Source organism: Myxococcus sp. MISCRS1, from assembly GCF_026626605.1.
Classification (GTDB): Bacteria; Myxococcota; Myxococcia; order Myxococcales; family Myxococcaceae; genus Myxococcus; species Myxococcus fulvus.
On sequence record NZ_JAPNKB010000001.1, the window covers coordinates 6,843,927 to 6,855,639 of the forward strand.

Annotated in this window: 5 protein-coding genes; all 5 read right to left on the reverse strand. The window is 67.6% G+C overall.

The window, feature by feature from the left end; translation table 11 throughout:
- Window positions 1-47: 47 nt before the first annotated feature.
- Window positions 48-1,547 (reverse strand): putative metal-binding motif-containing protein, encoded by a 1,500-nt coding sequence (locus OWM54_RS27290; protein ID WP_267699394.1) that lies wholly within the window; start codon window positions 1,545-1,547, stop codon window positions 48-50.
- Between the two features lie 347 nt (window positions 1,548-1,894).
- A complete protein-coding gene (locus OWM54_RS27295) occupies window positions 1,895-2,629 on the reverse strand; it encodes an SAM-dependent methyltransferase (RefSeq protein ID WP_267699395.1) in 735 nt (244 codons plus the stop codon).
- A gap of 186 nt (window positions 2,630-2,815) precedes the next feature.
- Entirely contained in the window at window positions 2,816-3,001 is a 186-nt protein-coding gene (locus OWM54_RS27300) for a hypothetical protein (RefSeq protein ID WP_223782609.1), read from the reverse strand.
- A 7-nt stretch (window positions 3,002-3,008) separates the two neighbouring features.
- The gene (locus OWM54_RS27305; protein ID WP_267699396.1) at window positions 3,009-10,052 is read right to left on the reverse strand and encodes an RHS repeat-associated core domain-containing protein; all 7,044 of its coding nucleotides are present in this window, start codon (window positions 10,050-10,052) and stop codon (window positions 3,009-3,011) included.
- 32 nt (window positions 10,053-10,084) lie between these two features.
- Complete coding sequence (locus tag OWM54_RS27310; RefSeq protein ID WP_267699397.1) at window positions 10,085-11,539, reverse strand: putative metal-binding motif-containing protein; 1,455 nt, start codon at window positions 11,537-11,539, stop codon at window positions 10,085-10,087.
- Window positions 11,540-11,713: the final 174 nt, after the last annotated feature.

Here is an 11,713-nt window from a genome sequence, read left to right on the forward strand (position 1 = left end):
AGCAGGACGGAGGGCTTCCGCCTGGGGATGCAGTCAATGGACTCGTGTCACTGGCACTGCGACTGTTCGCAGATGCCCGCTTCATCGATGTTTGCGTTGCAGTTGTTGTCGATGCCGTCACAGACTTCCGCGGCGCCGGGCCTCACGGTGGACCGGGTGTCATCACAGTCTCCGCCAACTCGAGTCGTGCCCTCGGGTTGGCGGCACGCTCGTGTGCTCAGCCAGGTGGCGCCATATCCGTCTTGATCCTGGTCGGCGTAGAAGTCGAGCCATGCATTCGAGTGGGTCGAATCGTCAGCCAGCCCATTGCAGTCTTCGTCGATGCCGTTGGCGCAGACTTCCGGGGCTGGGGCTCCGGGAACGCACATGCCGTAGTCCCCCCACTCGCACACTTCTCGTGGAGGCTTTCCGTCACGGCTCGGCTCCATCCAGCATGCCGTGGTGCAGGCGGGAACACTTCGCGCGCAAGCTCCTTCGCCACAGGTCTTCGGGGGGACATCGTCCACCTGCCCATTGCAGTTGTTGTCGATCTGGTCGCAGATTTCCTCGGTAGGAGGCTGGGGCGTGCAGGACTGCTCGACGCCATTGCGGCATGCCGGGACGCTGTTCGCGCACGCGCCGACGCCGCAGGTCTTCTGGGCCGACGGGTGAACCGCGGCGTTCTTGTCGTTGCAGTCCTGGCTGTTCAGGGACGCCCCAGAAGGGACGCTGCAACCACTGCCAATGGGGGCGCTCGCGGCGCCGAAGCCGTCGCCATCCTCGTCACGGTAGAACGTGAGTTGCACGCCCTCGTCCGTCATTCCATTGCAGTTGTCGTCAACCCCATTGCAGCTCTCAGCGGGCTTGGGAGAGCCAGCGACGCAGAAGTTGGATCTCCAGGTGCAGACCTCGACGGGCGGCTTCCCGTCATGGCGCTCTTCCAGTTCGCAGATATTGGCGCACGCGGGCACCGTGCGCTGGCAGATTCCAACACCGCAGGAGATCGGAGGAAGGTCATCCACCTGGCCATTGCAGTTGTTGTCGAGCTGGTCGCAAACCTCCTCGGTGGGAGGTCGGGGCGTACAGACCTGCTCAACTCCATTGATGCAGGCTGGGATGCTGACCGCGCAGGCTCCAATGCCACAAGCCTTCACGACGCCCGGCTTGACGGCGGACGATGCATCATTGCAATCGGTCGCGTCCGTCACGTAGCCGGAGGGCTGGCCACATGAGTCCTTCCAGGTCGCCGGCGATCCAAAGCCATCGCCATCCGCATCGCGGTAGTATCTCCGCCACTGCCAGATGGAGGCGTTGTTGTCGTTGCAGTCGCTGTTGTTGCTGACCCAGCCGGGCTGGGCACAGGCTGCCTTCCCGACGCCCGCGCCCTTCCCGTCACCGTCCGCGTCACGGTAGAGGGTGAGAATCAGTCCTTCGTCGATGAGCCCGTCGCAGTCGTTGTCGACGCCGTCACAAACCTCCTGAGTGCATTCGGGGTCGGGGTCGGGGAACGGCTCGCAACCGTTGCAGGCCATGGGGGCAGCGATGGGGCCCGCGTCAGCCTGGGACATCGGCAGCGTGGGCTCCGAGGCGAGGACCGGTGTGTGACGAGAAGGACGAGGAGTGCCGTGAGATGCAATGCCTGGAGCGCAAGGCGGGGTGGCGGGCGACGCGCTTGAGTCATGGTGAGCCTTCGGTCGAGCGACGAGGGTCTCGCGATGCCCTGGCTTGCGTCGGGATGGCCGTGTTCGGCCGTGCCGTCCAAGTGGGCTCGCGTGGTCCGCTGTTGTGCAACGGACGCGCCGGAGACCTTCCTCGACGGAGGGCTGCGCGGGGCTCGGCACGAGTCCGCAACACGGGACTCGAGTCCAACGCCGATGATGCACAGCTAGAAGCTTGCTGCTGGGGGGACTGGGACTCAGCCCTGGGACGCCGTCCCGGACTGGGTGAGGAACACCTTGAACTGGAGCGAGACGAAGAGCGGCTTGGGCGTCGTGAAGCCCGCCTGCTCGAGCATTCCGGCCAGGACCGCGTCGGACTCGATGGGCGTCACCTTGGCGTCGAAGAGCTTGCGACGGTGGTCCAGTTCCTCCTTTGGGATTCCATGGGCGCGCAGGCGGCGGAACTCCACATCCGTCAGCACCGGGTCCTTTCCGACGCGGCAGCCGATGACCAGGGGCGCTCCGGGCTTGAGCCGACGAGCCACCTCGCGCAGCAGCTCCATGCGGGCCGCATCCCCCTCGACATGGTGCAGGATGCCCATCATCTGCGCGCCGTCGAACGGAGGGCCCTCAGGAAGGCTCTTCAGCTCCCCCACGTGGATGTGCGTGCGAGAGAGCAACCCCTCGGTCTCCAGGCGTTTCCGGGCCACGTCGAGCATGGCCGAGGAAGGGTCGATGCCCGTGAAGCGCCAGCCCGGGACATCGAAGCGCAGGTAGGGCACCAGCTCCATCCCCGTGCCCAGGCCCACGGCGAGCAGGGAGGCGTCCTGCTGGCCATCGAGCCGGGACGTCATCGCGCTGGCCACCAACTCGTACATGGCCTGGACGCCCGCGAGGCTGAGCGCGGCCTGGGCATCGTAATGAGCGGCGCGGTCCGCGCCGAAGCCCGGAACGATGTGCTGAACGGAATGTGCGGAGTGGTCGTGAGCCATGACGTGTCCTCGAAGGTCGGGTGAGTCTTTCGAAGATGCGCGCCGGGCCGTCAGTCCGGTAGAGCGCGGATTCAGGCCACATCGGCGGATTGTCGGGCCTGCGTCCCTCCCACGAAGAAGGGCCCGCGACCCGTGGGTCGCGAGCCCTTCCTCAGCTATCTCGAGCTGGCGCCTGCGCCAGCCCGGTCAGCGAATCGTGTTCGCTTCCTCTTCGTTGTGCAGGTCGTGGACGGTGCCCTTGCCATGCTTCTCCTCCAACATGTCGAAGGCCTCTTCGGGGTCCGTCGCCATCACGCTCACTCGCAGGCCCGGCCGAGTGAGGTCCCGAGTCCAGATGAACCCTTTGTACTCTTTCAGCTTCTTCTGGGTCATGTCGTGCCTACCTGAAGGGCGCGAGGCAGCGGTCACTGTAGCAGAAGGCTCCGAAGATGCTCCCCTCGCTTCGGAGGATGTTCGTGATCTCCTCGGGAGACAGCTTGTTGATGTCGTGGACGGTCACGTTGGGCGCGTTTCGCCAGCGAAGCCTGTCTTCCTTGTGGAGTCTCATGTCCTGAAGCAGCCTGCCATTCGCCTGCCCATGGGTTCCTGAGAGAATCTGCACATTGCCCTTGAGGCGGGCTTCATCCACGAGGTGCGCGAAGTCCATCTGGATGATCTCCCCGTTGGAGGTCCAGACCTCTCCGCCCGCCGCGTTCTTGCTCATGGAGAAGGTGCCACGAGGTGGGAGCGTTCGACCCCTGAGCGAGCGGGTCACCTGGTTCATCGCGCTGCGCGCGCTCGAGACCGGAGCCTTGAGGACCCCTGCCACACCAGCGCCCGATTCGATGAGGGACAAGAGGCTGGCGCCAGAGGCCAGCGTGTAGAACGTGGTCTTGCCCGCGCCCACGGCGCAACCGCCCGCGTCTCCCTTGCTACAGGCCGACTTGGTCTCGAGATAGCTCTCACCCGCGGACACGAACGGGATGAACTCGTTGATGGCGAAGCTGGCCGCGGCGAGCTTGCTGACCGGCGCATAGCGGTCATAGAGCGTCGACGCGTTGAGCATGCTCTCGAGCTGCGACCTCGTCATCGCCCGGCTCAGATGGCAGCCCACCATCGGACCGCACGGGACCTTGTCGGCGACCGCGTTGAACGTGCTCGACGCCGTCGTGAGCAGGGACGTCAACCCGGACCTGGACGACCCCGAGCTCTGTCCGATGTCGTTCGTGTGACGCGCATCGGGCTGGGTCCTCGTGTCATCCAGCGACTGGATGCTGGGCACCTTGAAGTCGACGCTGGGCAGGTACAGGGACGGGCCCGGCATGGACAGGTGGCGCTCCAGTGCGCCCATGATGCGGCTCTGGTGCGACTGCGGCGCTCCCGTCCAGCCACCCCCCCAACTGCTGACCAGCTCCCCGCCATACGGCGTGAAGCCGCTGGGGTCCGTGTAACGGGTGGGGTTGTTGAGAACGTACGAGTACGCGTTGTAGGCCTGAGCGGAGCCCGGCTCGGCGATGACCGGGTCCACGCTGAGGAACTTCATCATCCGCGGGTCGTAGATGCGCCCGCGCATGTTGATGAGCCCCAGCTCGTCGTCCTGCTCGTGCCCGGTGAATCCCCGGCGCGCGCCGGAGTGGTTCGTCGCGGAGGCCTGCGCCAGGTTCGTCGATTGTCGCCTTCCTCCGAAGGGCTCGTACTTGATGCGCTCGAGCACCGCGCCCGAGGCATCCGTCACCGTGTCGGGGCTGCCCTGTGGGTCGTTGAGGAAGTAGCGCGTGGACTCCGACGTCGAGCCCTCCTGCCACGACAGCTCGGCGACGACGCCCTCGGGGCTGGGGATGCTGACGATGTGGGTGACCGTCGAGCCCTGCTTGCGGCGCTGGTAGAGGCCACCGACGTAGACGGTCTCATCATCCTGCCCGTTGTCGGCGTACTTGCGGACGCGGGTGCCGGAGGCGTCGTAGTCGAAGCGGACGGTGCTGCTCGGCGCCGTGCCGCTCGACGAGGTGATGTTCTCGGGCAGGTTGGCCGGGGTGTACTGCACCGAGCGCACCAGCGCGCCCTGGGAATCGCGCATCGCGAGCTGGTTGCCGCGGTGGTCATACTCGTAGGTGAAGGACTCGGCGCCCAGCTGCGCCTGCTTGACGGCGTGTGGGCCGCCCGAGCTGCCGCCGGTGTACTGGAGGCTCGCGGAGGGCTCCCAGCCGGAGACAGGCGAGCGGCTGAGCAGGTTACCGACCGGGTCGTACTGGAACTGCACGTCGAGCGTCTGGCAGTTCTGCTGGACCTTCCAGCGCTCGAGCCGGTCCAGCGCGTCGTAGGTGTACTTCTGCGTGACGCCGACCATGAGGTCGTGGCGCGCGGAGAGGTTGTCGTTGGCCGTGTACTCGTAGGCCAGGCGCTGGACGTCGGTGAGGTGCTTCTTGGCCTCGGTGAAGCGCAGCCGTCCCTGCGTGTCGTAGCGGAAGACGCGCGAGACACCGTTGCCGTAGTGGGCCGTCTTGAGCCGGCCCATGCTGTCGCGCTCGTAGGCCCGCCAGTAGGTCGTGATGCTGTTGGAGCGGTAGACGCTCGAGAGCTCCCCCCGGTCGGTGTACGAGTAGTTGATCGAGAAGGGCTGACCGTTGAGCTGCGCCGGATAGGTGAGGCGACCGACGCGACCGTAGTCGTCGTACTCACGACCCAGGCTGCGCGTGGTGCCAGCCACCTTCTGGGAGAGGCCCGTCTCCCGGCCGTACACGTCGTAGAGATAGGCGGTGTCGACGGCCTCCACCGAGGTCCCCACGGGCGTGCGGCTCGCGCGGGTCAGCCGCCCCTTTCCTCCCGGCCCCTCGTCGTACCAGTACTGGAGGGACTCCTTCGGATTGGTCGCCGTGAGGACTCGGCCGAGCAAGTCCCGCTCGTACGTGGTGGTGATGCGGCCGGCCGCTCCCTCCGGCGCGTCGGAGTGGCTCTTGAGTTCACCGAAGGCGTTGTAGACGAACAGCCGCGTCCCGGAGTTGGGGTCGACCGTGCGCTCCAGCCGCCCCACGGCGTCATAGAAGCGCGAGCTGCGAATGTTGGCCGGGTCATCCGTGTGCTCCAGTCGGCCGAATGGGCCGTAGGAGTACTTCATGGTGGCGGCCTTCGCCGTGCCCCAAGCCTCGGTCGCTTCGACCATCAGCCCGCGGAAGTCAGTGAGCGACTTCTTCACCTGTCCGAGCGCATCCGTCGACGTCGCCTGGGCCGAGTAGGGCTGGGGCGCCGAGTAGGCGATGCCCTCGAGGAGCCTCCCGTTGGGGCCCGTGCTCCCATCCGCGAAGCGGCGCGCCGTGACGCGGCCGAGTGCGTCGTACTCGTGCAGCTCCCACGTGGGCGGCTCGGTGCTGGTCCGGGGCAGCTCCGTCTTCACCACGCGCCCGAGCACGTCGTAGGTGAGCGTGGTGGTCACCGGCTGACCATCGAAGCGCGGGGACTGGGTCGTCACCGGTCGGCCCATCGTGTCGAACCGGATGACGGTCTCGTCGAACACGCCGTTGCCCGTGGCGACCCGCGTCCGGTGCTGCGGCAGCGTGCCGTTCCACTCGTAGAACGTCTCGACGACGGACCTGTTCGCCGGCGCCGCCGAGGGGCCCTGGTACAGCGGCGTCACGATGCGCTGGCGGCCGAAGCCGTCGTACTGCAGGCGCACGTGGGCGTCGTTCGGGTCCTTCGTCTGGGCGAGCACGCCCAGGCCCGGATGGAAGAGATACCTCCAGGTGTGCCCTTGGGCGTCGGTGGTGCTCGAAAGCTGGGTCTGGTCGACGCTGTCGTACGTCACCGTCTCGGAGCGGGTGACGCCGTTCGCGCCCTGCTGGGAGACCTGCTCGACCAGTCCCTTGGCGTTCCGCGCGAAGGTGGTCTTGAGATAGGTCTCGGATGTCGTCGCCGTCGAGGTCTCGCTGACGAGCGACGGCTCGTTCTCGGTGGACGACACCTGTCCCTGGGCGTCGTGGGTCACCTTCATCGTCCGGACGTTGGAGGCAGCGGGTTGCCCCGCGCAGCCCGTGCTGTTCGGGAGCAGTCTGTCGCAGGACATCCACGAGGTCGTGATGGTCCAGGTGCCTCGGGGCAGCCAGGTGGCGGCGTCGAAGTCCGGCGTCGTGACGACCTGCTCCTGCTCGGTCGTCAAGGCGCCGTGGGTGAGCACGGTCCGCGACACCGGGGTGCCGTAGGCATCCAGCGTGGTGAGCGTCTCCTTCTCGGACACGGGCGTCACCGCGCCGCCCCGGCGCTCGCTGATGGTCTCCGAGATGCGCGTGGCGTACTGCTGATAGGTCGCGGCATACGGCTGCGCCACCGTGCGCGCGTACGTCCACTGGCGCTTCGTCTCGAGCCGGGTGTTGGCGTCGAGCGGGACTTCGGTCAGCTCCTCCACCGGGAGGTGGGCCAGCGGCGCGATGGCCTTGCGCTCGGTGCCCTCCTTCGCCGAGACGTTGTCGTAGGTCGTCGTGGTGCGAGCCCCCGTCACCTCGTCGATGACGATGCGCTGGCCGAAGCCCTTCCAGCCCAGGCCGCGCGTATCGGAGAGCCCGGTGCGGTACAGGTGCCGCCAGCTCTGGATGCGCTGCTCGTTGGAGTTGACGGACAGGCGCGAGACGACGCGCATCGACTCCGGCGCCAGGCGCAGCCACGGGGTCGTGGTCGTCTCCGTGTAGTTCCGCAGGTAGAAGGGCTCGCTCGGCGTGACGGCGCCGTGCGGGTTGGCCTGGGAGAGCGGCGCGTACTCGAACGAGTAGCTCAGGCCGGAGTAGCCCTGGTACGTGGCGAGCTGCACGTTGCCGTGCACCCGCTTGAGCTCGTCCACCGGCTTCTGGCGCCGGGCGATGCGCAGCTCGTTGCCCACGCGATAGGTGAGGTCCAAGAGGCCGTCGTTGTTGACGTCGATGACCTGCGACCAGTCCTTGCTGTCGCCGCTGGAAGGAATCGACAGGTTCAACAGCTGGGTGAACTCACCCCGCGGGCCCGCCAGCAGCACCTGGACGGGATGGCCCGGACGGAAGACCGCCAGGTCCACGCGACCGTCCCCGTCGAAGTCGCCGTGCTCGGTCTTCGCGCCCAGGAGCGCGGTCTTGAAGCTCTCCGGGAGCTCCGTCTCACGCATCTCCGTGAAGCCCTTGCCCGTGTTGAACTGGACCCGGAGCTTGAGCTGGGTGTCGGTCGCCTGCAGCTGTCCCAGCGTCACCGCGTCCTGGAGGCCGTCGCCGTTGACGTCGATGAAGTCGAAGGTGAAGGCGTAGAGGCTCGGGAAGAAGAACGGCAGGCCGGGCGGCCGGCGCAGCGTGGTCGGCACGATGTTCAGCTGGCCCGCGGTGGTGCTGCCCGAGGTCACCTCCCGGAAGCTGACCGCATCCAGGAAGCTGCTCGCGTCCGGGTGCGAGCCCAGGCCCACCAGGCTCAGCTTGCCGGTGCCGTCCAGGTCCGCCACGCGCACGCCCGCGCGTGTGCTCTGGGCGTAGAGCGCCGGTGACATGGTGTTCGCCCGGGTGGCGGGCACCATGGGCGGACGCATCGTGGAGGGGACGGGCTGGGTGATGACGACCCGCCGCACGATTTGACTGTTCGGGTTGCTCGTATCCTCGAGGTCGACCTGGTGCCGGCCCACCCAGACGCGCTCGTTGCGCCGGTCACCATCCACGTCCAGCCAGTACTGGGGATTCAGCTCGGAGCCGACCCAGTGGATTTCATTGACCGTCCGCGAGACCTGATGCGCATAGGCGGGCGTGAGGTAGGGGCTGCCCGGGAACACGTTCCAGGCGCACGAGAGGCCCACCACCGAGGATCGGCCCGAGCCGTCCCAGTCCGTGACCAGGGGGAAGAGGTTGCGCTCCGCGCGATTGCCGCAGAAGCGGTTGGAGTCTCCGCCACCGAAGGGACCGCCATCCGCGTCGAGATAGGGATACCAGAGGACCAGGCCGCTGGCCTCTGACGAGTCGAGCGTGGTGGAGGCGGCGTCCGGGTACTGCAACAGCCGCATCCGGTCCTCCCAGTTCTGGATGGTGACGTCCGTGACGTACTCGGGGGGGCCCAGGTCGCGCTCCTGCATGAGGACGGAGCCGGTGAAGTACGCGAGGCCCTGACGGCCCGCGCCCAGCCCGAAGGCGCTGAGCCCCGCGCCCGCCTTCGCGTTGCTCACGTTGACCGTGGGCAGGTAGTCGAAGTCCCAGGAGCCCTGCTCCCAGTCGAAGCGGACGGGCGTCTTGCAGACGTCGGCGCCATCGCACTCGCGCAGCTCCGTCAGCAGGCTGCGCTGGCTGACGGTGCCCTGGTAGTACTTGAGCTTGTACGAGCGCAGCGCGACCTTGGAGAGCGTGCTCGCGCCGGGCGCCAGGCCCGGGCCCTTCATGTTGATGCGTGACAGCCGGAAGTCGCGTCCGACCTTCACCCCGGAGAGGTATCCGGTGAAGGTGTCCGGCCGGGACTCGTACTCGAAGGTGACCTCGCGCTGGCCCTCCTCGACGGTGACCTGCGTCGAGCCGGTCTCCGGGTTGACGACTTCGCGGCGGAAGCCGGTGTAGGTGATGCGCGACGGGCGGTGCCAGGCGACGGACGAGGCGTCGGTGGCGGGGGCCTGGTCGTAATGCACATCCATCCGGTTGCCGAACCGGTCCCGGACGGAGGCGAGCGCCCAGGTGAGGGTCACCGCCTGGTTGTCCTCCGACGTGATGGTGTTGTTGGCGCCGCGGATGGGCGTCGAGTGGAAGCCCCGGACGAGCGCGTCGTCCCGCTGCGCCCCGGAGACGGTGGTCGTCCTGCCGTAGGTCCGGATGAGCCCGTCGCGCCCCCGCACCTCGAAGGTCAACGCCTCCAGGTGGTTGCCGCCGGTGATGGTGATGGCGGTGGAGGGGTCCGCCTCCGTCGTGAACCTGTCCCAGGTGGAGCCCACCAGCCGCGAGCCATCCAGACAGTAGACGCGGGTGTAGTCCTGGACTCCTCCGGAGAGCATCCAGTGACGCGTGTCCGCGGCCAGGAGCTTCCCGTCGCGCGCGAACGAGTTGGGGCAGAGCGTGATTTGCGACAGGCCCGCCAGGTTGAAGCCCGGGCCGAGCAGGCCGTCACTGCCCTGGCTGTCGTAGACGATGGAGAGCGAGGGCTGTATGCCCGCGCGTCCCGGTGGAGTCCAGAGCGGAATGGAGACGTTGGCCGAGCCGCCCGGCGACACGTCCGCGGTGAACGGGGTGATGCCCGGGGCCTCGGGGGTGGCGGACGTGGTGGGGAGGATGGTGTCGGAGCGCAGCTCGAACGGGACGTTGTCGAGCGCGGCCCGGGCCCGCGCGACTTCGCCGGCGCCGCCAGGTTCGTCGGAGGGTGAGCCCGCGGGCACGCAGCCACTCAACAGCTGCGTGCCATAGAAGAACAGCATCGCGTTCGCCGCGAAGCGCTTGAGGCGCCCCGGGGGACGCGGAGGTCGTGAGTCGTGTCTCATTGGGGAAGGACCGTGATGAGTCGGAAGGGGGGTTACTGGCAGAGGGACTGGTCGCAGACATTTCCTTCGTCCAGCGTCCCCGAGCAGTTGTTGTCGATGCCGTCGCAGACCTCGGCGGCGCCTGGCTTCATGTCGGCGCGGGTGTCGTCGCAATCCCCGCCCGTGCGGACCGTGCCCATGGGCTGGTAGCAGGCCCGCGTCGAGTTCCAATCCGCGCCGTAACCGTCATGGTCCTGGTCCGGATAGAAGGTCAGCCACGCGGCGCTGTTGCTCGAGTCATCGGCGATGCCGTTGCAGTCCTCGTCGATGTCGTTCGCGCACACCTCCGCGGAGGGCGCGCCGGGCGTGCACAGGCCGTACTCGCCCCACTCGCAGACCTCCTTGGGCGGCTTGTCGGGCTGGGTCTCCACCATCTCGCAGAGCTCACCGCAGGCCGGGGCGGTGCGACGGCACGCGCCCGTGCCGCAGGCGATGGTGATGTCGTCCACCGCGCCGTTGCAGTCGTTGTCCGCCTTGTCGCAAATCTCGACGCCGGGGGGACGCGGGGTGCAGGTCTGCTCCACGCCGTTGACGCAGGCCTGGACGCTGACGCGGCACTCGCCGACGCCACACTGTTTCACGGCGCCGGGCTTCACGTTGAAGTCGTGGTCGTTGCAGTCCGAGGCATTGGACGCGGCTCCGCCCGGGACGGTGCAGGCCATGCCGATGGGCGCGCCCGCGCCGTACCCGTCACCGTCGTTGTCGCGGTAGTAGGTCGTCATGACACCGTCGTCGATGGTGCCGTTGCAGTTGTCGTCGATGTTGTTGCAGGTCTCGGCCCTGGCCGGGCCCGGGGTGCAGCTGTTCGCCATCCACTCGCAGACCTCGACGGGCGGCTTGTTGGGGTTCGTCTCCACCAGCTCGCAGACGTCGGCGCAGGCGGCCACCGTGCGCTGGCAGTAGCCCGTGCCACAGGTGATGGGCGGCAGGTCATCCACCACGCCGTTGCAGTTGTTGTCCAGCTTGTCGCAAACCTCGGCGGTCGCGGGCTTGGGGACGCAGGCCTGCTCCACGCCGTTGACGCAGGCCTGGACCGTGCGCGCGCACTCGCCGACGCCGCAGGACTTGATGACCCCCGGCTTCACGCCGGCGTTGGCGTCGTTGCAGTCCGTGGCGTCCGTGACGTAGCCCGCGGGGATGCCACAGGAGTCCTGCCACTGGTTGGGATTGCCGTAGCCATCTCCATCCGCGTCCCGGTAGAAGCGGCCGGCCTGCCAGACGGACGCGTTGGAGTCGTTGCAGTCCGTGTTGTTGGTGACCCAGCCGTAGTCGACGCAGCCCTGGACCGCGGCGCCCGCGCCCTTCCCGTCACCGTCCGCGTCTCGGTAGACGGTGCGCCGGACACCTTCGTCAATCTGCCCGTCGCAGTCGTTGTCGACGCCGTCGCAGATCTCCGGGTCGCAGATGGGCTCGGGCTCGCAGTCGGGACAGCCCGGGGGCGGCAGCATCTGCGCTCCCGACTTCGCGCTGGGGCTCGAGGTGGAGCTGGAGGGCGTGCTCGCCGGGGCCGCGAGGACCAGGCTGGAGGCAAGCAATGGGAGTAATGCCAAGACATACGAAGGGAGTCGCCACACACGCGTGTGGGACCCAGGTGGTCGTTTCATGAGGTGCTTTCGTGGTGA